The organism is Tessaracoccus caeni (genome assembly GCF_029211185.1).
Taxonomy (GTDB): domain Bacteria; phylum Actinomycetota; class Actinomycetes; order Propionibacteriales; family Propionibacteriaceae; genus Arachnia; species Arachnia caeni.
This window is the reverse complement of record NZ_JARGDO010000005.1, coordinates 136,978-158,959: the sequence shown is the minus strand read 5'-3', so window position 1 is coordinate 158,959 and position 21,982 is coordinate 136,978. Positions and strand designations below refer to the sequence as shown.

The following is a 21,982-nucleotide window of genomic DNA, read 5'->3' as shown; positions in this document are numbered from 1 at the left end:
TCACCGAGTGAGGCAAGACCTGGGGCTGATCTGTTGCCCCGTCCGGTCCTGCCGCTGTGGTTTCGGGCCTGGGGCGCGTGTTCCGCCTCAGGCTTTTTGCGTCCCCCGGGGAGAACCAGGTCGAGGAGGATCTTGCATGGCGGTCGATTTTGACCAGCTTGCCGACACCATCGTGAACAAGGTCGGTGGTGCCGGGAACATCAAGCGGGCACAGCATTGTGCGACGCGGTTGCGCTTGGAACTGCGTGAGGACGCGAAGGCCGATACCGACGGGATCAAGGCGCTGGACGGCGTCGTCACCGTCGTTCAGGCCGGTGGCCAGTACCAGGTGGTGATCGGCGACGAGGTGCCCAAGGTGCACGCCGGCATCATGCGTCACCTGGGCGGCGCCCCGGCGACCGAAGAGGAGGACGAGGGTCCGCAGGGCAACATCCTCGATCGCTTCATCAAGATGGTCAGCTCCATCTTCCATCCCATCCTGTGGCCGCTGGCCGGTGCGGGTCTGTTCAAGGCCTTCCTTGCCATGTTCGCCACCTTCGGGTGGGTTGACACCGCCAGCACCACCTACACGGTGCTGAACGCGGCCTCGGATGCGCTGATCTACTTCCTGCCGATCTTCCTCGCGGTCACGTCGGCCAAGCGTTTCAAGGCCAACCAGTTCACCGCCATGGCCATCGCCGGCGCGCTGGTGTATCCGAGCATCGCGGCCCTGACTGCGGCCGAGGGGCCGCTCACCATCTTCGGCATCCCGCTCGTCATCATGGGCTACTCCAGCTCGGTGGTCCCGATCATCGTGGGCGTCTGGGTGCAGGGCTACCTTGAGCGCTTCCTCGCCAAGACGCTGCCTGCGGCCATCCGTAACTTCTCGGTGCCCCTGGTCTCGATGCTGGTGATGGTGCCCCTGATCCTGCTCACCATCGGCCCGGCCACCACCTTCCTCGCGAACGGTTTGGCGAGCGGCCTCTCCTTCCTGTTCAGCTCTCTTCCTTGGCTTGGCGGCGCCATCATGGGCGGCTTCTGGCAGGTCTTCGTGATGTTCGGCATCCACTGGGGCTTGGTACCCATCATTCTCCAGCAGCTCACTCCAGGGGCTGACGGTACCCCGGGCTTCACCCTGCTGCTCGGCCCCGTGCTGCCCGCCGTACTCGCCCAGGCCTCCGCGACGCTGGCCGTCATGCTGCGCACCAAGGACAAGGCGACCAAGCAGCTCGCCGGCCCCTCTGCGCTGTCGGGCCTGCTCTCGGGCATCACCGAGCCCGCCATCTACGGCGTAAACCTGCCCCGCAAGTTCCCGTTCTACTTCGGTATCGCCGGTGGCGTCGTCGGCGGCCTGATCGCCGGCATCGCCGGCGGTGGGGCGAACACCTTCGTGTTCCCGTCGCTGATCGGTATCCCGGCCTTCCTTGATTCCGCCAACGTGCCGCTGTTCTTCATCGGCTGCGCGGTGGCCGTCGTGATCGCGTTCGTGCTCACCTTCCTGTGGGGCGTGAAGGACGATGTCCCTGCGGCTGAAGCCGCTGCTCCGGCGGCCGCTCCCGCCCCGGCTCGTGCGGCTGCTCCGGCAGCTGCTACCGCTCCTGTTGCGTCCGCGCCTGCGGTCGAGGTGATCGTCGCGTCGCCGATGAACGGGCGTGTGGTTGCGCTCGAGGAGGTGCCGGATCCGGTGTTCTCCAGCGGTGCCATGGGCAAGGGCGTGGGTATCGTCCCCACCGACGGCGCGGTTTACGCCCCCATCTCGGGCAAGATCGCGGTGGCGATGTCCTCGGGTCACGCCTACGGCATCAAGAACGACCAGGGCGTCGAGGTGCTGGTGCACGTCGGCATCGACACGGTGAACATGAAGGGCGAAGGCTTCACCCCGCATGTGGCCAAGGGCGACGAGGTCACGGCCGGTCAGAAGCTGGCTGACGTCGACCTGGCTGCGATCGAGGCAGCCGGCTACTCCACCACCACGGTGATGCTGGTCACCAACACGAAGGCACAGAAGAGCGTCGAGACCGTCGCGGCGGATACGGTGACTGTGAACCAGCCGACCCTGCGCGTCGTGCGCTGAAAGGAGACACTGTGACGATCCGATTTCCCGAGGGCTTCCTCTGGGGCGGCGCCGTGGCGGCCAACCAGTTGGAGGGCGCGTATCTGACGGACGGCAAGCTGCCGTCCATCCAGGACGTCCTCCCGAACGGCGGCCTGAGCGCTCCGACCGATGAGCCGACGCCGGACAACCTGAAGTTGGAGGGCATCGACTTCTACCACCGCTACGCCGAGGACATCGCGCTGTTCGCCGAGATGGGCTTCACGGTCTTCCGCTTCTCCATCGCATGGAGCCGGATCTTCCCGCTCGGCGACGAAGAGACGCCCAACGAGGAGGGGCTGGCCTTCTACGACCGAGTGCTCGACGAGTTGGAGAAGCACGGCATCGAGCCGTTGGTGACGATCAGCCACTACGAGACCCCGCTGCACCTGGCCAAGACCTACGACGGGTGGGCCGACCGGCGCCTGATCGGCTTCTACGAGCGCTACGCTCGCACGCTGTTCGAGCGCTATGGCTCGCGGGTGAAGTACTGGTTGACCTTCAACGAGATCAACTCGATCGTGCATGCGCCCCTCATGTCGGGCGGCATCTGGACGCCACTGGAGCAGTTGTCGAAGAAGGATCTCTACCAGGCGATCCATCACGAACTGGTGGCCTCGGCCTCCGTGACGCGGATGGCGCACGAGATGAATCCGGATCTCAAGATCGGCTGCATGGTGCTGTCGATGCCCGTCTACCCGCTGTCGCCGGCCCCGGCCGACGTGTGGGAGGCGAAGCAGACCGAGCACGAGAATCTCGCGTTCGGCGACGTGCACTGCCGTGGTGCCTATCCGGGCTACTACCTGCGCATGCTGCGCGAGCAGGGCGTCGAACTGGACATCACCGACGAGGACCGCGAGACGCTGGCTCACACCGTCGACTTCGTCTCGTTCAGCTACTACATGAGCGTGTGCGCCACGGCCGATCCGGCCAAGCAGATCCGTGGTGAGGGCAACATCCTCGGCGGTGTGCCCAACCCGACGCTCGAGGCGTCGGAGTGGGGCTGGCAGATCGATCCGCTGGGCCTGCGCATGGTGCTGAACGACTTCTGGGAGCGGTGGGGCAAGCCGCTGTTCATCGTCGAGAACGGGCTGGGGGCGAAGGATCAGCTGGTGGAGGTCGACGGCGTGCCGACCGTCGACGACGGCTACCGCATCGACTACCTTCGCAGCCATCTGGCCGCGGTGGGGGAGGCCGTCGATGACGGCGTCGAGCTGTGGGGCTACACCTGGTGGGGTCCGATCGACGTGGTGAGCGCCAGCTCGGCCCAGCTGTCGAAGCGCTACGGCTTCATCTACGTCGACCGCAACGACGATGGCTCGGGCACGCTCGCGCGGTACAAGAAGAAGTCCTTCGACGCATACCGCGAGATCATCGCCACCAACGGTGCGTCGTTGACGCAGTAACAACCACCCCGGTCGACCGGGGCCGGCGCTCGTGCGCCCGTCCCGGTTGACCGGGTTCTCACGCGGAGTTCATGACAGGGAAGGAGGAGGCGTGAAGGTTCTACAGGTTTTCAACAACAACGTCGTCCTCGCTCTCGACGAACTCGGGCGCGACGTCGTCCTCACCGGGCGCGGCCTGGGGTACCAGGCACGTCGCGGCGACGAGGTGGACGAGTCCAAGATCGGCCGTCGGTTCGTGCCCGCCGACAACCCCGGTGCCGTCGCTCGGGTGCTGGCCGATATTCCGCCCGATCTATTCGGCCTCGTCGCGGAGCTGTTCGCCGACGCGGTGCGCTCGTTGAACGCCCACCTGCCGCCGCTGGCGCTGGTGGCGGTCGCCGATCACGTGCATCAGGCGATGGAGCGGGTTCGCGCGGGGCACCGCATGGAGTATCCCCTCCGCGCGGAGGTCGCCCACCTGCATCCCGAGGAACTCGGCGTGGCCGAGGAACTCCTGTCCCGCTTGAACGAGCACGTCGATGTGGATCTGCCAAGGGGCGAGGCCACCGCGCTGGCGATGCATCTGTTCCACGCCGTGACGGGCAGCCCGAGCATGGAGCAGACCTTCGTGCAGTCGGCGCTCATCCGGCAGATCTTCGACCTGGTGGCCGAGGCCCACGGGGGCGCCTTCGACCCCGACTCGATCGACGCTGCACGGTTCGCGGCCCACCTTCGCTATTTCTTCGCCCGCGCACGCAGCGGGCACCAGCTACACGGTGAGGCCTCCGCGGTGGGCGACGTGCTCAAGGTCGCAAACCCCGCCGCGTACCGGCTGGCTCAGCGCATCGCCGCGCTCCTGGAGCTGCGTCTCGACCAGCGCGTCTCCGACGACGAAACGGTCTATCTCACGCTGCACATCGCCCGCCTGGAGCAGGCCATGAGCTCTGGCAGCGGACGTCAGGGACATCCCTAGCTCCGCTGTTGCCGGACATTGGTAACCTGTCAGCACTCGGTGGCGTACTCTTCGGAGACACGGAAGCGAGATCTCCCGGGGCGGCCCGCGCTGCGTCATTGCCGAACCCTCAGGTGCATCGGGGAACCGAAAGATATGCGGAAGAGAGGCGAATCCAGTGCTGAGCAAAGTAGCAAAACTGACGTTCATGACGAAGACAGCGGCGCTCGCGGGTGCCGCCGCCCTGCTGCTGACGGCGTGCTCGCCCGATGACCCGATCGACATCGACGGCGACGTCGCCCCTCCTGAGGACGGCTGCGTCTCGGTCGTCGTGGCGACTTCGTCGGAGAAGGTCAACCTCATGGAGAGGTTGGGAGAGCTCTTCAGGGAATCGGCCGAGCACGAGGCTCTCGAGGGGTGTGCGGCTGTCCGCCCGGTCAACGTCGCCTCGGGCAAAGCCGCCGAATATCTGGCGAGCTCGACCACGTCGTGGGCACTCGGCGACGCTGCGGCACCGTCGGTATGGTCGCCGGCCTCTACCGTGTGGGTCGACCGTGTCGCCTCCCTCTCGGGCGATCAGGTTGTCGCGAATGCGGAGAGCTTCGCCAAGACCCCGATCGTGTTCGGCATGCCGGAATCGATGGCGCAGGCGCTCGGCTACCCGAAGACGCCGTTGTCGTTGTCGCAGATCCACGACTTGATCCAGAACCCTGAGGGATGGGGATCGATCGGCAAGCCGCTGTGGGGCTCGTTCAAGATCGCCAAGACCAATCCGAACAGCTCCACCACGGGCTTGTCCATGCTGCTGATGCAGGCCTACGAGGCCTCGGGCAAGGACGCCGACTTGACCTCCGCCGATGTGGCGGGCGCGCAGGAGTTCTCCCGGGTCCTGGAATCGGGGGCGATCCACTACGGCGACACCACGGGCAAGGTGCTGCAGAACCTCGTCGACAAGGCCTCCGGCGGCGGCTCGTCGTACGTGAGCGCGATCGCCCTGGAGGAGACCTCGCTCTACAACTACAACCTCGGCAACCCCGATTCGCACACCGTGCAGCCCGGCGAGGTGCTCACCCCGCCGCAGGAGAAGCTCATCGCGATCTACCCGAGTGGGGGGTCGATGTGGAGTGACAATCCGGTGGTCGCTCTGAACACCGCTTGGGTCACCCCGGAGCAGAAGACCGCGGCGGAGGCATTCGTGGCGTTCCTGCACACGAAGCAGGCTCAAGAGGTGCTGCCGGAGTTCGGTTTCCGGCCCGTGGACGACAGCATCGACGTCAGTCAGTATCTGAACAGCGACGTGGGCATCGATCCGGCTCAGCCGGCCGTGACCTTGCCGCAGCCGGCGCCAGAGGTGGTCTCGGCCGCGATCGATCAGTGGGCGCAGATCCGTAAGCCTTCGGCGGTGCTGCAGCTGATCGACATCTCTGGATCCATGGACGAGGAGATCGGCGACGGCAAGACTCGGCTGGACGGTGCCATCGAGGGGGCCAGCGGGACGCTCGGCGCGGTGCGCCCGACCGACGAGATCGGAGTGTGGGCCTTCACCACGGGTCTCACCGCCGAGGTCGATAGCGAGACGCTCGACGGTATCGGCCTGGTGCGGCCATTCGGCCCGCTCGGCGATGACAAGGAGGCGCTGCAGCGCGACATCGCGGCCCTCGCCAACGCGCGACGGGGGGGAACCCCGCTCTACGACGCGGTCGACGTGGCTTACGACTACCTGAAGTCCCAGGCCGACAGTGGGCGGATCAACGCGATCGTCGTGCTCTCCGACGGAGAGGACGCCGATTCCGTCACCCGACTGGACACCCTCGTCCAGAAGATCAACGCCGACCAGAAGGAAGGCGGCAACGACAAGCCCGTGCGTATCTTCGCGATCGCCTACTCGAACACGGCCGACATCGACGTGCTCGAAAGGCTCGCTCGGGCATCAGGGGGACAGGTCTTCGACGCGACGGATCCGAGGAAGATCGCAGAGACCTTCCAGTCGGTCATGAACAACTTCTAGGCAGAGCGCGATGCGTTCTTTCAAGACCCTCTCCGTCGCCGCCGTCCTGGTGGGCATGGGGAGCGTCCTCGTGGGAGCGTCGGTGGCCTTCGCTGCCACCGAGGCGGAGCAGATCATGGAGAGCTGCGCCTCCCAGGTGGTGTGCGAGTTCGACGGCGCCTCGATCTCGGACGCCGACGCCCTCGCTGACGTGCTGCCTCAGGGGGTGTTCGTCGTGGTGATCCCGCAGCCCGATCAAGCCCAGAGCACGCCTTCGGGGACGCTCGCGTCGGAGCTTCGCGACGCCACCGGTGCCGACACCGTCATCGTGATCGAGGACCGCGCGACGGATCGTTTCGCGGTGTCCTCCGCTCACGATGCGGTCGCCATCACCGAGTCCCTGTATACGCAGCGGCAGACCGACGGCGGGGCAGCCGTCGCAACGATCGCGCAGAGCCTCGCCCCCACGAGTCCCCCCGCCACGCCCGACGATGTGGCCGGTGGCTGGGGTGTCTGGGGCGTCTGGGGTCTGATCGTTCCCGCCGCTGTCGTCCTCGCCGCGGCCGGCGGCGCTGTGCGTCTTCTCCGGGCGCGCCGCGAGGCCAAGGCGAAGCGGAAGGTCGCTTGGGCGGGCGAGGCCGAGCGGGAGCTCGCAGAGGCGCTCACTGGGGAGAACGGCGAGTTCGTGAAGCAGGCGATGCGCCGCCTTGACGAGCGCGCGGACGCGCTGCCTGGTATCGGTCCGCGCATCGCAGGGCTGTCGAACCATGTGGCAGAGCTGTTCATCCGCGTGCGCAAGCGCGGCAGCGATCAGCAGGTCCGCCTGCTGCAGGTCGAATACAAGGACGTGCTCAGCAAGCTGCTCGGCGCTCTCGACGACGACTATTACGGCGACATCCGAGCCAATCCGCAGTACTGGAGCACTCCAGAGGCGCGCCTGGCCGAGGTGGAGCGTGCCGTCGACTCGGTGGACCAGCAAGCGGTCGAGAACATCAGGCAGATCAATGAGTCGCGCGACCTGGACTTCAAGGTCGCCCTCGATTCCCTTATCAAGACCGTCAACGAGGCGAAGCTGTCGGACGTCTACCGCGATCATGAGAACCGCCCCACGAACCCCCGTGCCCAAGGCTAAGCCCTCCAGGAGGAGAGATCGATGTCAGAAGAACAGACCGTAGCCGTCGACTTCGCGGCGCTGCTGGATGTCGGCGATACCCAGGCTGAGGAGGTGCAGGGCACTCCGCTTGAGGCAGCGATCGCGGAGGCACCGGCCGATGAGGCCCAGGTCGCCACGCTCAAGGAGGCCACCTTCCAGTTCCGCAGCCTGCTCACCGAGAAGCAGCTGTCCGACCTGACGCGGGGCGCCCCCATGCTGGCGAAGAAGTTCGTCGCCGACGTCAACCAGATCGTGGCCTTCGGCGGGCCCGTGATGAAGAAAATGAATGACGCCTCCCGGCAGCTCCTCGATGCCCAGCGCCACATCAGGGTTCCCGAGGCGGACGCCGTCGTCAACGACATGCTGCGCGAGATGGATGGCTTCGAGAAGAAGTGGCGCTTCGTCGAACTCGAGAACGCGGCGAAGTCGGTCGTCGGCTGGTTCCGGAAGAGCAAGTACACCCTGACCACCATGGTGCGCGAGATGAAACCCATGGTGGACAAGATCGACCTCGCCGAGGTGAAGCTGCAGGAGATGGAGACCGCGCTCGCCGACAACATCGCCCGGGGTCAGCTGCTGCACAAGCAGACCCTGGAGAACATGGATGACGTCGTTGCCGTTCTCGCGGCGCTCGAACAGGTGATCGAGGAGATCCGTTCGGAGTTCGAGGAGGCGGATCGGGCGCTGACCGAGGCGTCGAGCACGGAAGTCGTCACCTACAAGGGCGAGCTCACCAGCGTGAGCAAACTCCGCGAGGTGCACAGCGCCTTGTCGTTTGCGTTGTCGGAGACGGAGAAGACGTGGTCTGACTGGCGTTCGCAGTTCTTCCTCGGGTTCGCGCATGCACCGGCCACGCGCAACCTCGTTGTGACCACCTTCGCGCTGCGGCGTCGCCTCGCGGCATTCCGAACCATGGGCCTGCCCTCCGCGCGGCAGTCGCTGGCCATGTGGCAGCAGGCGGCCTTTGCCAAGGAAGGCGCGGCCTTGGGTACCGCGGTGCAGGAGGGCACGAACAAGCTGATCAGGGGCGCCTTTGCGGAGACGGCGCAAGCGATCGACAAGGTTGCGCAGGCCTCACAGGCCCCGGTGATCACCGAGGAGACCATCTGGTCGGTGATCGACTCGGTGAAGGCGCAGTGCAGCTCGATCGTCGCCGCCGACAAGGCGGGCCGGGCGCTGAGGGCGCGCAATCTCGAGGCCCTCGAGAGGGGCGAAGCGATGATCGAGGATGCGGTGATCACCTCTCACCGCGCTCTCGCCGATGCGAGCAAGCGCTCGGGAGCCGCATCTCCCGCGGCGGGAACCCCGGTGGACGGCGGAGACGCTGGTGACGAGTTGCTCGGACGGCTGACGAACTGATCTGCGGACCACAGGGACGTCGACGGGGTGGTGCCAGGTAGGGCGCGGCAGGAGTGAGGCCATCTACTCCGCGGTGCCGTTGCGGCGCAGCACCTCGCTGAGTCGCTCGGCGGCTGCCATCACAGCGGGCGCATGCAGGCGGCCCGGGTTGCGGGTGAGGCGCTCGATCGGTCCCGACGCCGAAACGGCAGCGATCATCCGGCCCGACGGCGCCAGCACGGGAGCCGACACCGATGCGACACCGGACTCGCGCTCGGACACCGACTGAGCCCAGCCGCGTCGGCGCACCGTCGCCAAGGTGGCCAGGGTGAAGGAGGCGCCCTCCAGCGCTTTGTCCAGTCGCTCCGGATCCTCCCACGCCAGCAGCACCTGAGCGCCCGAGCCCGCCTTCATGGAGAGCTGGGCGCCCACGGGCACGGTGTCGCGCAGCCCGGAGGGGCGCTCCACCGCGGCGACGCAGATCCGCGTATCGCCCTGGCGGCGGAAGAGCTGGGCCGACTCGCCCGTGATGTCGCGCAGCCTCGTCAGAATCGGACCTGCCGTCGCGAGGAGCGGATCCTCGCCCGCGCTCTCGGCCAGCTCGATCAGCCTGGGGCCGAGCACGAAGCGCCCTTGCAGATCGCGCCCGACAAAGCGATGATGCTCCAGTGCCACCGCCAGCCGATGCGCGGTCGGGCGCGCGAGGCCCGTCGCATTGACCAGCCCGGCCAGCGTGAGCGGATTGCGTTCCAGCGCAGCCAGCACCGCTGCTGCCTTGTCGAGAACTCCAACGCCACTTGTTTCGTCCATATGCTGAGATTAACAAGTCCGCATTGTGGACACAAAACCAGCGGCGAGTATCTTTGGTAACTGCTAGACAAACTTTGCTGGGAGGCGAATCGCAATTATGGGCAAGACCCTGAGTGAGAAGGTGTGGGACGCGCATGTCGTCCGCTCGGCCGAGGGGGAGCCGGACCTGCTCTACATCGATCTTCATCTCGTGCATGAAGTGACCAGCCCCCAGGCGTTCGAGGGACTCCGCCTGGCCGGCCGGACGGTGCGTCGCACCGACCTGACGATGGCCACCGAGGACCACAACACGCCCACCCTGAACATCCTGGCGCCGATCGCCGACCCCGTTTCCAAGAAGCAGGTCGACACGCTGCGCCAGAACGCCAAGGACTTCGGCGTGCGCATCCACTCCCTTGGTGACAAGGACCAGGGTGTCGTGCACATCATCGGCCCCCAGCTGGGCGTCACCCAGCCGGGCATGACCATCGTGTGCGGCGACTCGCACACGTCCACCCATGGCGCCTTCGGCGCGCTGGCCTTCGGCATCGGCACCTCCGAGGTGGAGCACGTGCTGGCCACCCAGACGCTGCCGCAGACCACGCCCAAGACGATGGCCGTCAACATCAACGGCGAGCTGCCCGACGGCGTCACCGCCAAGGACGTCGTCCTCGCGCTGATCGCAAAGGTCGGCACCGGCGGTGGCCAGGGCTACGTCGTAGAGTACCGCGGCACCACCATCGAGAACCTGTCGATGGAAGGTCGCATGACGATCTGCAACATGTCCATCGAATGGGGCGCCAAGGCGGGCATGATGGCCCCCGATGAGACCACCTTCGCTTACCTCAAGGGGCGTCCGCACGCGCCTGAGGGCGAGGATTGGGACGCCGCCGTCGAGTATTGGAAGACGCTGAAGAGCGACGACGACGCCACCTTCGACGTGGAGGTGGACATCGACGCCACCAAGCTGACGCCGTTCGTCACCTGGGGCACCAATCCGGGGCACGGCGTTCCGCTGGGCGCCGTCGTCCCCGCCCCGGAGGATTTCGACTCCGAGGTCGAGCAGGCCACCGCCAAGCGCGCGCTGGAGTACATGGATCTGACCCCCGGCACCCCGATGCGCGACATCAAGGTGGACACCGTCTTCCTCGGCTCCTGCACCAACGGCCGCATCGAGGACCTGCGCCTCGCCGCGTCCGTGTTGAAGGGCAAGAAGAAGGCCGACACCGTCCGCATGCTGGTCGTTCCCGGCTCCGCGCGGGTGCGCATCCAGGCCGAGCTCGAGGGCTTGGACAAGGTCTTCCTCGACTTCGGCGCCGAATGGCGCGCGGCCGGCTGCTCGATGTGCCTTGGCATGAACCCCGACCAGTTGGCACCGGGGGAGCGCTCGGCGTCCACCTCGAACCGCAACTTCGAAGGCCGTCAGGGCAAGGGCGGGCGCACGCACCTGGTCTCGCCCGCCGTCGCCGCTGCCACCGCCATCGTCGGCCATCTGGCCGCGCCGGCCGATCTCTGATCGCGAGGAGTCTAAAAAATGGAACCCTTCATCAATCACACCGGCATCGCCGTCCCGCTGCAGCGCAGCAACGTCGACACCGACCAGATCATCCCCGCGGTCTACCTGAAGCGGATCACCCGCACCGGCTTCGAGGACGGCCTGTTCTCCGCGTGGCGCAACGACCCCGAGTTCGTGCTGAATAAGGAGCCCTTCGTCACCGGCTCGATCCTGGTTCCCGGCCCCGACTTCGGCACCGGCTCGTCCCGCGAGCACGCCGTGTGGGCGCTGCAGAACTATGGCTTCAAGGTGATCGTCGGCACCCGGTTCGGCGACATCTTCCGCTCGAACTCGGGCAAGGCCGGCCTGGTGGTCGCGCTCATCTCGGAGGCCGACCGCGATCGTCTGTGGGCGGCCATCGACGCCGATCCGAACGCGCCGACCACGGTGGACCTGCCGTCGCAGACGATCACCCGTGGCGACCTGGAGATCTCCTTCCAGATCGACGACTACACGAAGAACCGCCTGCTGAACGGCCTCGACGACATCTCGATGACCCTGCAGCACGAGGCCGACATCGCGGCCTACGAGGCGAGTCGCCCGTCGTTCAAGCCGAAGACGTTGCCCGCTCGCACCGCTGGCTGACGCCGTAGAAGACCCCGCCCGTCGTGGCGGGGTCTTTCTTTTCTCCGGAAACCCCTTGACCGCGGGTCGAATGCTCGTTAATCTACAACCAAATGGTTGTAGATAGTGTTTTTCAGAACGAACTCACCGACGACGAGGTGAACCGGATCTTCCGGGCCCTCGCCGACGCGACGAGGCGCGACATTCTGCGTCGCACCCTCGTCGGGGAGGTGACGGTGTCGAACCTGGCAGCCGACTACGACATGAGTTTCGCGGCGGTGCAGAAGCACGTCGCTGTTCTGGAAGGAGCGGGTCTTGTGACGAAACTCCCTTCCGGCCGCGAGCGCCTGGTGCGGGCCAACCCCGACACGATCAGCAAGGCGCAGGCGCTGCTCGCCCACTTCGAGCGGCTATGGACGAGCCGCATCAATCGCCTCGACGAACTGTTCGCCGAGGACTCCTGAAAGGACGTATGCCATGCCCGTTACTTCCATCACCCAGGATCCGGAAGCCCTGACCCTCACGATCGTGGCCGACTTCCCCGTGTCGGTGCGCCGGCTCTGGGACGCCTATGCCGACCCGCGGCAGCTCGAGCGCTTCTGGGGCCCACCCGGCTGGCCCGCGACGTTCACCCGGCACGATATGGCCGTCGGGGGACGGTCCCACTACTTCATGACCGGACCCGATGGCGATAAGGCCGGTGGCTTCTGGGAGTTTCTGGCCGTCGAGGAGGGGGTATGTTTCGAGGTGCGTGACGGGTTCGCCGATGCCGACGGCGTCGCCAACGCCGAGATGCCCACCATGCGGATGGTGATGAACTTCGAGTCCACCGACACTGGTTCTCGGCTGTGCACAGTGACCCACTTCGACAGCTTGGAGCAGCTCGAACAGCTGGTCGAGATGGGCATGGTGGAGGGCACCCGCCTTGCCATGGGTCAGATCGACGAGGTGCTGGCCGACCTCGCGTCGTTCGCCGCCGGCATCGGCACTCAGGTGCAGCTGCTCGGCGAGAACCAGGCCCGGATCTCGCGGGTCATCCGCGGCAGCGTCGACCAGGTGTGGCGCGCTCATCACGAGCCCGAGCTGCTGAAGCGCTGGCAGCTCGGCCCGGACGGCTGGAGCATGCCGGTGTGCGAGGTGGGCCTCGCCGTCGGCGAGACCTACCGCTACGAGTGGGAGAACGACGAGACGGGCGATCGTTTCGGCTTCAGCGGTGTCGTGAAGGAGATCAACCCTCCGGTGCGCGCGGTCACCACGGAGGCGATGATCGGGATGGACGGGCCGGTCGTCGTGAACGAGCTGAACCTCACCCCGGTCGAGGGCGGCACGCTGCTGACCATGGTGGGCAACTACCCCGACGCCGAGACCCGCGAGATGATCCTCGCCACCGGCATGGCCGACGGCATGGAGACCAGCTACGCCCGCCTGGAGCGCGAGATCCTGGGCGTCGCCTGAATAACGCTGGCTATGCGGCTCGGCCTGTGCATATGCACAGGCCGAGCCGCATTCGCATTCTTGTGGCGGAGTGTGGTCGCAGAGGTACCCTATTAGTAGGGAAAGTAGGAGGCTGATGTGTCTGCTCCGATCGTTGAAGGCGCGAAGGTGATGTCCAAAGGGCAGATCACCCTGCCGAAGGACATCAGGGAGAAGCTGGGCGTCGAGGCGGGAGACCGCTTGGTGCTGATCTGGGACAACGGTCAGGTTGTGCTGATGAACGCAGCCGTGTTCGCGCTCAAGAAGGTTCAAGACGCCATGAAGGGTGCGGCCGAGGAAGCCGGGTTTGAGTCGGAGGAGGATGTGGCCGCCTACATCAGTGATCTACGGGCTGAGTCTCGGAACCAATGAGAGTCTTCCTCGACAGCAACGTTCTGCTCTCCGCCGCGCTATGGCCTCATGGTGCGACGGCGGAGTGCTTTCACGCAGTCGTTGTGAACGACCATGCTCTCGTCGTCTCTGACTATGTCCTCGACGAGGTTCGGCGCGTTACGCAGAGGAAGTTCCCGGCGCGTATCGGCGTGGTCGATGAGTTCCTCGCCGCCGTCGTCGAGTTCTCCGTTGTGGTCACTACCCCGGAGTTCCCGACAGCGGATGAGGAGGCTGTCCGTGATGACAAGGATCGCCCCGTGCTCAGAGGGGCCAGGGTGGCGCAGTGCGACATCCTCGTGACCGGCGATAGGGATCTTCTAGAGGCTGGAGTCAGCGATCCCATGATTATCCCGCCTGCCGAGTATCTCCGCCGATATCCAGCAGGCTGACCTGATGGACAAGGTCATGGCCGTTTCGTCAACGATCTCCACCAGGGATGCCTGTGTGTCGCCCAAGTGGGCAGGCGCCTGCCGGGTGCGCTAACTGCTGGCGCTGTCGTAGCGGCGCAGGGCCAGGTGCCAATGAGCGGCGGTCACGGCAGAGCCGACGGCGGTGATGAGGCCGCAGAGCAGCCACGTCGTTCCGAGCGGCTCGCCCAGGAGCGATGCGGACGGTATCGCGCCGAGCAGAGTGGCCGGGATCGCCGCTGTGAACACCACCGAGGCGGACCCTCGGAAAGCCGCCTTCGGGTACTGGCCGGCGTCGCGCAGGCCGCCGACGATGTTCTGAACCGGGTCCGCCGAGCTCCACCAGAACGACAGCAGGCTCGCGTTGATCCAGAACAAAGCCCAGCACAGGACTCCGATCAGGAGCAGTGCACCGCAGGAGGCGGCCGCCCCGAAGGAGACCGTCCGTTCGTCGAAGGAGAGGGCCGCCAGGACGAGTCCCGCGCCGGGCAGGATGCGGGTCAGTTCGGCAGGTCGGATCCAGCGCGAGGTGGCCGCGATGAAGGCGGGGATCGGCCGGACTAACAGCAGATCCAGATCGCCCTCGCGCACAGCCGAGTCGAGTCGTGCCAGGTTGGGTGCGAGCGTCGCGTCGAGCAGGGCTGTGGCGATCGTGAACAGCCCCACGACGACCATGGCCCCGCTCGTGTCCCAGCCCGTCGTGTCGCGCGCGACGTGGGCCACCACCAGCGCCGGCACGAGCGCCACGCCCACCTCGGCCAACGAACCGACCGCGACGAGCACCGTCTGGGTGCGGAACTGGAGATCCCTGGCTATCGCCTGCCGCCAGCAAGACAGGTACCACGCGATGATGCGGCGACATGTCGAGAAGACCCCGAGACGTGGGGTTCGACGGCCGGTCATGCGCCCGCCGCCTCGTAGCGTCGAATCCCTCGTCGCCACACCAGAGCCAGCAGGAGTGCTCCGCCGATCGTCCACGCGATCATCGCCGCGAGGTCGGCGCCGTGCGCTGAGGCGGCCCCGGTCAGCAGCTCCAGGGGGAAGGCCAACGTGAAGCGGAATGGCTGGAAACGCAGCGCCGGTTGAACGGTGGCTGGGAGGAGCATGAGCGGCACCACCGCGCCTGAGAGCAGCCGCGACACTAGCGAGACGATCCGCTGGATGCCATCGACGTCCTCGAACCAGAACCCCAAGCAGCCGATGAAAACGTCCAGGGCGAAGGCCAGGACGGCGGCGCAGCCGAGCGCGACGAGCGCCGTCGCCCACACCAGGGGATCATTAGGAAGGCGTACATCGTCGCGGAGAAGCAGGGCCAGGACTGCCACCATCGGAACCAGGAACAGGAGCTTGACCGCCTTCTCGGCGACGTTGTTCGCCGCCAACGAGAGCAGCGCCGGGCAGGGGCGAACGAGCCAGATGGACAGCCGCCCGGTGCGGATGTCGTCGGCAAGGAAGGTGGCCGTCCAACTCGAGGTCACCATCGAGATGACGGCGACCAGCACGAACCAGGTGAGGAGCCGGTCGGGCGGGACGGGTGGCGTCGCGCCTGCTGAGATCGCGCCGGTCCACACCACCAGCGACACGATGGGCGGGGTGATCGCGCCCAGCTGCAGCAGGAACACCCAGCCGCGGTTGGTGAGGGTGATGCCCACCTCGCGGGCGACGAGTTGCCCGGCGGTCGCCACGAGCACGACCGTCCGTCGCGCGCTCATCGGGAACCTCCCTGGTAGAGGCGGGCCATCACCGCGTCGAGGTCAGCCTCGGAGACACTGAGGTCGGTGAGGCCGCCCGCGGCGATGATCGATGCGACAACCGTCTCCAGTTCGTCCTCGTGCACGTCGAGCGAAACGGTGCATGCGTCGTCGGTCCAGGTGCCATCCGGGAGCGAGCCTGGCGGCGGGGGATCGGCGAACACCGCGCGGATCTCCCGGGTGGGGGCGATCAGTCGACGCAGACCGTCGATGTCGCCGTCGAACTCCAAGGCGCCAGAGCGCATCAGCAGCACCCGCCGGCAGAGCGCCTCCACGTCGTCCATGTCGTGGCTGGTCAGCACGACGGTGGTGCCGAGCGCCTCGTTCGCCCGCGCGAGCATGGCCCGCAGGGCGCGCTTCGCGACAGCGTCCAGGCCGATGGTCGGCTCGTCGGCGAACAACAGGCGAGGGGAGTGCAGCAGGGCCAGGGCCAGCTCGCAGCGCATTCGTTCCCCGAGACTGAGACGTCTGACGGGGACGTCGAGCAGTCCGTGCAGATCGAGCACCTCGGTCAGTTCGCCGAGCCGCGACGCGTAGGTGGCGGCATCCAGGTCGTACATCGCCTTGTGCACCAGCATCGAGTCGAGGGTGGGTACGTCCCACCACAGCATCGATTTCTGGCCGAGCACCACCGCGATTTCGCGGAGGAAGGAGGCCCGTCGCCTGCCGGGCTCGTGGCCGAGAACCTGGAGCGTTCCCGAAGTGGGGCGGATCAGCCCGCAGCACAGCTTGACGAGAGTGGTCTTGCCGGCGCCGTTGGGGCCGAGCAGGCCGACGAACTCCCCGTCGGCGATCTGGAGGTCGAGCGGAGCCAGGGCCTGGTGCTCTTCGACGGTGCGTCGCACGAAGGCTGCCAGGGCTCCGCGGATGCCGGGTTGCTGGCGGTGACGACGGTAGGTCTTCGTCAGGCCGTCGGCGCGGATGACGAGGGAAGGTGAGTCGGTGGTCGGTGACATGGGCGATGTGCCTTTTCTCTGGGCGCAGCAAAGCTGCGGGTGTCGGGAGAAATACCGGTGTTGCCGCCGGTCGGCACATCACGAGGTCCACCACGTCTCCTGTGGGGTGGTTCCTCCGACTGCGCGCGAGGGAAGCGCTGATCGATGAGGCACCTGCTGCGGCGCACCAGGCGGGCGATCTACGCCACCCAAATCTTGGGCGAGTATGTCCAATACACACCCAAGATCTAGGCGACGTATCTCATCCCGCCTGGTACGTCCTCGCTAGGCACCCCATCAATCAGCACTTCCCTACCGGCGCACGTTAGGTCGTGTCGTCTGATGCACGCTCGTAGCCTACCTCGTCACGTTTCCGGGCGACCAGGGCCTTTGCTAGCGTCGCGGGATGGACACGCCCGAGATGTTGCAGGACAAGCCGCACCGCAACGTGGTTCGCATCGGTGACACGGTGCGTCGGCCGCTGCAGCCGTGGTCGGCCAGCGTGCATGAGCTGCTGAACTACTTGGAGTCCATCGGGTTCCCGTACAGCCCTCGGGTCAAGGGGGTCGATGACGAGGGACGCGAGGTGCTCACCTTCATCGACGGCGAGTCGGGCACCGATGGATGGGCCAAGGTGGTCGACGAGCGTGGCCTGGCGGCCATGGCCCGGCTGCTGCGCGAGTATCACGACGCGGTGCGCGGTTTCCGTCCCGCCGCGGAGGCTGGCTGGGCCGGCTACTCGGGCGAGGGTGAGCTGGTTCTGCATGGCGACTTCGGGCCGTGGAACCTGGTGTGGCGCGGCACTCAGCCGATCGGGATCATCGATTGGGACTATGCGTGGCCGGGTCGGCCGCTCCACGACGTCGCTTACACGCTGGAGTACGTGGCTCCCTTCCGTGATGACGAGACGTGCCTGCGGTGGTTCGCCTACCCGAGCCCGCCGGACCGGCGTCGTCGACTGGAATTCTTTGCGGAGGCCTATGGGTTGGAGTCGACGGTGGGACTGGTGGACGAGGTGCTCACCCAGCAGCATGCCGTCTGGGACCGGGCCCGCCGCCTGGCCGCGCAGGGAATGCAGCCGCAGGCCGAATGGCAGCAAACCGGCTTTCTCGACACCACCGCCGACCGGATTCGGTGGACGAACCAGCATCGCGCGCTCTTCGAGTAAGGCAGTTCGTTCGATGGCGTACATAAAGATGGCTGAGCGGGGGTGATCTGTACGTATTGCACAGATCACCCCAGCTCAGCCACTTTTATTTTTGGCACCGCATGGAATGGGGTTCCCAAACGGCCGGTTCGACGCCGATCAGTCGATCTTCAGCTCGCCCATCTCGTCCCAGCCGGAGCCCTCGACCTTGCGGGAGACGATCTTCGGGGTGGCGACGAGCAGCGGGCGCATCGCGTCGAGTCCCTTCGCGAAGTGCGGGGCGTTGACGTGAGCGCTGGCGGCCTCGTCGTCGGCGAAGGCCTCCACGAGGACGAACTCGTGGGGATCCTCTGCCGAGGTGTACCAGTCGAACCAGAGGTTTCCTTGTTCGGCTCGGGTGGCGGCGGTGAACTCGGCCGTGCGCTCGAGAAAGACGTCGGAGTACTCAGGCTTTACGGCGTATTTGACCACGATGAAGTACATGACGTGAGCCTACCCGGGACGGCTCTAGGGTGGGGGAGACGAAGGAGGCCAAGTGGACGAAGCGACCGACCCGTACTTGTGGCTGGAGGAGATCGAAGGCGAGGAGGCGCTCGACTGGGTGCGCGCCCGGAACGCCGAGGCTGAGGCCGAGCTGGCGGAGACCCCGGAGTTTGCCAGGCTTGAGGACGATCTTGCGGCGATCTACGACTCGAACGAGAAGATCCCGTATCTGACTAGGCGCGGCGACTGGTACTACAACTTCTGGCGCGACGGCGAACACCCGCGAGGCATCTGGCGGCGCACCACGTTGGACGAGTACCGCAGCGGCGACCCGGCCTGGGATGTGCTGCTCGACGTCGACGAGCTGAATCGCGCAGAGGGCGAGAACTGGGTGTGGCACGGCGCCGATTTCCTGCGCCCCGAGCACCCGCGCTGCCTCGTCGCGCTGTCGCGGGGCGGTTCGGATGCCGACGTGACCCGCGAGTTCGACGTCGAGACGCGAACCTTCGTCGAGGGCGGTTTCGAGCGGCCGGAGGCGAAAGGGCATCTGAGCTGGATCGACGCGGACACCGTCTACCTGGTCACCGACCTGGGTGAAGGCAGCACCAACCGCGCCGGCTACGCCCGGATCGCGCGTCGGTGGCGGCGCGGTGTGCCGATGGCCGCAGCCGACGTGGTGTTCGAGGGTCCAGAGGACAACGCCGGCTACGGCATCTACCCCTACCGCGACCGTACCCCCGGCTTCGAGCGCGACCTCCTCCTGCATTTCCTGGACAGTCGCGACACCGCGCTCTACCTGGCCGACGCAGACGGCGTCTTCCAGCGCATCGACGCTCCCGACTCGGCGGGCAAGAATGTGCATCTCGAGTGGCTGCTGCTGGAACTGCGCGAGCCATGGGAGGTGGGTGGCGTCGCCTATGCGGCCGGTAGCCTGCTGGTCGCCCGGCTCGACGACTACCTGGCCGGCTCCCGTGACCTCACCGTGCTGTTCGCGCCCACCGACACCTCCGCGCTGTCCGGCGTCACGCCTACCCGCCATCACATCGTGCTGACGGTGCTCGACGATGTGAAGAGCGTCATCACCGTGCTCACCCCAGGCGACGACGGATGGGAGCGCCGGCCACTCGCCGGGCTTCCTGAGCTGGGCACCGTCGACGTGGCCGCCGTCGACGACGAGACTTCCGACCAGTTGTGGGCGATCGCCACCGACTTCCTGACCCCCACGACGCTGCTGCTCGCCGATGCCTCGCCTGAGGTCGCAGCCCCCGAGGCACTCAAGGCCGAACCGGCCTTCTTCGACGCCGCCTCGCACGTCACCGAGCAGCACTTCGCGACCTCCGACGACGGTACGCGGGTGCCGTACTTCCTGGTGCGGCCCCGCGGCCAAGAACCCACTGGCGCACACCCGACGCTGCTCTATGGTTACGGCGGCTTCGAGATCTCACTGACTCCGGCCTACGCGCCCGGCGTCGGCCGAGGCTGGCTGGAGCGCGGCGGGACCTACGTCGTCGCCAATATCCGAGGCGGGGGAGAGTATGGCCCGCGCTGGCACCAGGCGGCGCTGCGCGAGAACCGGCATCGGGCCTACGAGGACTTCGCCGCCGTCGCCCGCGACCTGATCGCCCGCGGCATCACTTCACCCGAACGCCTGGCCGTGCGGGGCGGCAGCAACGGCGGTCTCCTCACGGGCAACATGCTCACCCAGTACCCGGAGCTGTTCGGCGCCGTCGTGATCCAGGTGCCGCTGCTGGACATGCAGCGCTACAGCCACCTCTTGGCCGGCGCCTCGTGGATGGCCGAGTACGGCGACCCCGACACCGACGACTGGAGCTTCATCCAGACCTTCTCGCCCTACCACCTGTTCGACCCGTCAAAGGACTACCCGCCCACGCTGCTGCTCACCTCGACGCGCGACGACCGGGTGCACCCCGGCCACGCGCGCAAGATGATGGCCAAGCTGCGCGACGCGGACAAGCCGGCTTGGTACTACGAGAACATCGAGGGCGGCCACGGTGGTGCCGCAGACAACCGTCAACGCGCCCACATGGACGCCCTCTACCTGGAGTTCCTCTGGCGGCATCTGGGGTAACCTATCTAGGTATAAATAGTACCTAGATAGGCGGCTGTGGTGTCTGACGAAGAAGAGTGGCCGGAGCGTGACGATGCCTGGTTGTTCGCGTACCTGTGGCATGTCTCCCAGCCGGCGGTCCCGGAGGAGGCGATCCGGGCCAGGGTCGAAGAGCTGCGCGTCGCCGTGCTTGAGGCCGGCGAGCCGGCTTACGTCGTCTTCGGTGAGCCCTGGGTGGTCGCGGCCTCGGACGTTGAGGATCTGTCAACGGTAGACGAGGAACTGCGTGCTGCTGGTGCTGCGGGGTGGCGGGGCATGCTGACAGGGCTTGCGAGCAGTCTGATCTTGGTCGCCCTGCTCCCGCCCATCTCCCTGCTCATCGATGAGGGGTGGAGAGCCGACCTGCGCCCGGGACTGGTGGCGATGGCGATCGGTTTCTTGACCTTTGCGACCGGGGTCACCTTTACGCGGCTGTTTTATGAGGCGGCCCGGCCGTTGGCGATGCTCGTCTCGTTGCTGCTCGGGCTCGCGTGCTTCGTGTCGGCGGTGGTGATCGTTGCGACCCACTCGGGTGCGGAGCCGCTCGTGAGGGATGTGCCGGTGCTGCTGTTTGCGGCAGCCATGCTGCTGCCGGGAATAGTGGCGCTCCTCGTCGCACGTCGGATCCCTGAGTCCCCGCCGCAGACCCAGTGGGACGACGCCGTGTGGCTGCGCCGGTTTCGTGGTGCTCTCGTGCTGAAGGGGGTGTCTCGCTCGCGCATCCGGGAGCAGGAACTAGAGGTGCGTCAGATGATGTCGGAGGCCGGGGCAACGAGCCTGTACGACGAATGCGGCCATCCCATCGGCTTCGCCCGCCAGCTGGCCACCCATGATCGCAGCGCGAAGGGTCGACGGTGGCGGTGGGGCAGCGTCGCGCAGGCCATCATGCCAATGCTCATCGCGATCGCAGCGCTTCCCGACGACGGCCGAAGTTGGACCTGGTGGCGCATCGCGATCTTCGGGAGCGCTGTGCTGCTCTTCGCTGCAACGGTGATCAGCCAATGGCGATCGCGTCCGTGGAAGGTGGCGGCGTGAACGTCGCCGCCTGGCAACGCGCCATCCTGCCGCTGCTCATCCTGAGGACGCTCGACGCTGCGCCGCGCCACGGATATGGCATCTCGCAAGCGCTCGAAGAGACCGGCCTGAACCCCATCAGGGGGGCCCAGCTCTACCCGGCGCTGGTGAAGCTCGAGGCCGACGGCGTCGTCGTCGCCTCGTGGGAGCCAGGCGACGCTGGACCGGCTCGCAAGGTCTATGCCTTGACCGACGCCGGACGAGAACAGTTGCTGGCGCTCGAGACCGAGTGGCAAGACTTCCTCGAGGCAGTCAGCCGTCTTCGATAGTTCGTCGCGTGCCGGAGTGATGGGCGGTGACTCGTGATCGAAGCATCCGACTATCAAGGAAAATCGGCCAGTGGTCGATTTTCCTGTGTCTGATGCCGAGAATCGGCCACTGCCTAGATATGGAGGTTGGTGCTGGGGTCTAGCGAGCC

21 protein-coding genes are annotated in these 21,982 nt (G+C 66.5%); 16 read left to right on the top strand and 5 right to left on the bottom strand.

The annotated features are described in order from the left end of the window. Positions 1–136 precede the first annotated feature (136 nt). From P0D62_RS06470 to P0D62_RS06445, 6 genes are all read left to right on the top strand, one after another. Entirely contained in the window at positions 137–2,053 is a 1,917-nt protein-coding gene (locus P0D62_RS06470; protein ID WP_275701810.1) for a beta-glucoside-specific PTS transporter subunit IIABC, read from the top strand. Between the two features lie 11 nt (positions 2,054–2,064). Further along, positions 2,065–3,477, top strand: coding sequence for a glycoside hydrolase family 1 protein (locus P0D62_RS06465; RefSeq protein ID WP_275701809.1), 1,413 nt, complete (start codon positions 2,065–2,067; stop codon positions 3,475–3,477). 91 nt (positions 3,478–3,568) lie between these two features. Beyond that, positions 3,569–4,429, top strand: coding sequence for a PRD domain-containing protein (locus tag P0D62_RS06460; protein WP_275701808.1), 861 nt, complete (start codon positions 3,569–3,571; stop codon positions 4,427–4,429). Between the two features lie 187 nt (positions 4,430–4,616). Further along, positions 4,617–6,416, top strand: coding sequence for a substrate-binding and vWA domain-containing protein (locus P0D62_RS06455; protein WP_275701807.1), 1,800 nt, complete (start codon positions 4,617–4,619; stop codon positions 6,414–6,416). A gap of 10 nt (positions 6,417–6,426) precedes the next feature. Further along, the gene (locus P0D62_RS06450; RefSeq protein WP_275701806.1) at positions 6,427–7,527 is read left to right on the top strand and encodes a hypothetical protein; all 1,101 of its coding nucleotides are present in this window, start codon (positions 6,427–6,429) and stop codon (positions 7,525–7,527) included. 21 nt (positions 7,528–7,548) lie between these two features. Further along, entirely contained in the window at positions 7,549–8,907 is a 1,359-nt protein-coding gene (locus P0D62_RS06445) for a toxic anion resistance protein (RefSeq protein ID WP_275701805.1), read from the top strand. A gap of 63 nt (positions 8,908–8,970) precedes the next feature. Here P0D62_RS06445 and P0D62_RS06440 read toward each other — a convergent pair whose 3' ends face one another. Beyond that, positions 8,971–9,696, bottom strand: coding sequence for an IclR family transcriptional regulator (locus tag P0D62_RS06440; protein ID WP_275701804.1), 726 nt, complete (start codon positions 9,694–9,696; stop codon positions 8,971–8,973). A gap of 97 nt (positions 9,697–9,793) precedes the next feature. On the opposite strand from P0D62_RS06440, the gene leuC reads away from it, so the two are divergent. The 6 genes from leuC (at position 9,794) to P0D62_RS06410 (ending at position 14,049) form a co-directional block, all read left to right on the top strand. Then, the gene (leuC, locus tag P0D62_RS06435) at positions 9,794–11,191 is read left to right on the top strand and encodes a 3-isopropylmalate dehydratase large subunit (RefSeq protein WP_275701803.1); all 1,398 of its coding nucleotides are present in this window, start codon (positions 9,794–9,796) and stop codon (positions 11,189–11,191) included. 18 nt (positions 11,192–11,209) lie between these two features. Beyond that, a complete protein-coding gene (leuD, locus tag P0D62_RS06430) occupies positions 11,210–11,815 on the top strand; it encodes a 3-isopropylmalate dehydratase small subunit (protein ID WP_275701802.1) in 606 nt (201 codons plus the stop codon). A gap of 92 nt (positions 11,816–11,907) precedes the next feature. Then, on the top strand, positions 11,908–12,258 hold the full coding sequence (locus P0D62_RS06425; RefSeq protein WP_275701801.1) for an ArsR/SmtB family transcription factor: 351 nt from the start codon (positions 11,908–11,910) through the stop codon (positions 12,256–12,258). A 13-nt stretch (positions 12,259–12,271) separates the two neighbouring features. Continuing rightward, complete coding sequence (locus P0D62_RS06420; RefSeq protein WP_275701800.1) at positions 12,272–13,249, top strand: SRPBCC family protein; 978 nt, start codon at positions 12,272–12,274, stop codon at positions 13,247–13,249. 117 nt (positions 13,250–13,366) lie between these two features. Next, positions 13,367–13,639, top strand: coding sequence for an AbrB/MazE/SpoVT family DNA-binding domain-containing protein (locus P0D62_RS06415; RefSeq protein ID WP_275701799.1), 273 nt, complete (start codon positions 13,367–13,369; stop codon positions 13,637–13,639). Continuing rightward, positions 13,636–14,049 carry a putative toxin-antitoxin system toxin component, PIN family gene (locus P0D62_RS06410; protein ID WP_275701798.1) on the top strand — a complete coding sequence of 138 codons (414 nt, stop codon included), beginning with the start codon at positions 13,636–13,638 and terminating at the stop codon, positions 14,047–14,049. The genes P0D62_RS06415 and P0D62_RS06410 overlap by 4 nt, the downstream gene beginning before the upstream one ends. A gap of 90 nt (positions 14,050–14,139) precedes the next feature. Here the strand turns inward: P0D62_RS06410 and P0D62_RS06405 are convergent, their stop codons facing one another. Genes P0D62_RS06405 through P0D62_RS06395 form a run of 3 tightly spaced genes read right to left on the bottom strand, consistent with a single transcriptional unit; the run spans position 14,140 to position 16,774 of the window. Next, positions 14,140–14,970, bottom strand: coding sequence for an ABC transporter permease (locus tag P0D62_RS06405; RefSeq protein ID WP_275701797.1), 831 nt, complete (start codon positions 14,968–14,970; stop codon positions 14,140–14,142). Beyond that, positions 14,967–15,779, bottom strand: a complete 813-nt coding sequence (locus P0D62_RS06400; protein WP_275701796.1) for an ABC transporter permease — start codon at positions 15,777–15,779, stop codon at positions 14,967–14,969. Before P0D62_RS06400 ends, P0D62_RS06405 begins: the two co-directional genes overlap by 4 nt. Continuing rightward, entirely contained in the window at positions 15,776–16,774 is a 999-nt protein-coding gene (locus P0D62_RS06395; RefSeq protein WP_275701795.1) for an ABC transporter ATP-binding protein, read from the bottom strand. The genes P0D62_RS06400 and P0D62_RS06395 overlap by 4 nt, the downstream gene beginning before the upstream one ends. Before the next feature lie 385 nt (positions 16,775–17,159). Here P0D62_RS06395 and P0D62_RS06390 point away from each other — a divergent pair, with 385 nt between their 5' ends. Then, positions 17,160–17,921, top strand: coding sequence for an aminoglycoside phosphotransferase family protein (locus tag P0D62_RS06390; RefSeq protein ID WP_275701794.1), 762 nt, complete (start codon positions 17,160–17,162; stop codon positions 17,919–17,921). 138 nt (positions 17,922–18,059) lie between these two features. Here the strand turns inward: P0D62_RS06390 and P0D62_RS06385 are convergent, their stop codons facing one another. Beyond that, positions 18,060–18,383 carry a putative quinol monooxygenase gene (locus tag P0D62_RS06385; RefSeq protein ID WP_275701793.1) on the bottom strand — a complete coding sequence of 108 codons (324 nt, stop codon included), beginning with the start codon at positions 18,381–18,383 and terminating at the stop codon, positions 18,060–18,062. Positions 18,384–18,435: 52 nt separating this feature from the next. Between P0D62_RS06385 and P0D62_RS06380 the strand changes: the two genes are divergently transcribed. Genes P0D62_RS06380 through P0D62_RS06370 form a run of 3 tightly spaced genes read left to right on the top strand, consistent with a single transcriptional unit; the run spans position 18,436 to position 21,833 of the window. Next, positions 18,436–20,472: a prolyl oligopeptidase family serine peptidase gene (locus tag P0D62_RS06380; protein ID WP_275701792.1), complete on the top strand. Its 2,037-nt coding sequence runs from the start codon at positions 18,436–18,438 to the stop codon at positions 20,470–20,472. A gap of 39 nt (positions 20,473–20,511) precedes the next feature. After that, complete coding sequence (locus P0D62_RS06375; RefSeq protein ID WP_275701791.1) at positions 20,512–21,525, top strand: hypothetical protein; 1,014 nt, start codon at positions 20,512–20,514, stop codon at positions 21,523–21,525. Continuing rightward, positions 21,522–21,833 carry a PadR family transcriptional regulator gene (locus tag P0D62_RS06370; protein ID WP_275701790.1) on the top strand — a complete coding sequence of 104 codons (312 nt, stop codon included), beginning with the start codon at positions 21,522–21,524 and terminating at the stop codon, positions 21,831–21,833. Before P0D62_RS06375 ends, P0D62_RS06370 begins: the two co-directional genes overlap by 4 nt. Positions 21,834–21,982: the final 149 nt, after the last annotated feature.